The sequence below is a fragment of the Bradyrhizobium uaiense genome (assembly GCF_010811875.1).
Lineage (GTDB): Bacteria > Pseudomonadota > Alphaproteobacteria > Rhizobiales > Xanthobacteraceae > Bradyrhizobium > Bradyrhizobium uaiense.
The window spans coordinates 1-250 of sequence record NZ_VKHP01000750.1; the positions used below are offsets into that span (position 1 = coordinate 1).

At 60.0% G+C, this 250-nt stretch carries 1 pseudogene; it reads left to right on the plus strand.

Features of this window, described 5'->3' with window-relative positions:
* Positions 1-250 (plus strand): annotated as a pseudogene (locus tag FNJ47_RS50315) (hypothetical protein); the annotation flags it as partial.

Consider the following 250-nt stretch of genomic DNA (forward strand, 5'->3'; position numbering starts at 1 on the left):
GCTGCCGACCGTGACAACCGCGCCGTCGTCGACGGGCATTTCGCGCGAGACCACCTTCTGCACCTCGTTGACGAAGGCGGCAGCAATCGTGATTGCGTCGATGCCCTTATATGGCGCCGCACCGTGCAAGAGGAGAAGCTGTTAGACGGTTTCGACGGTGCAGTCGGTTTTCATATCAGTCCCGACATTTCCGCAGGGATGTTCGGTGCGCACGAGGGCGCCGTAACAAAGTCCGCCGACGGGTTCAAAA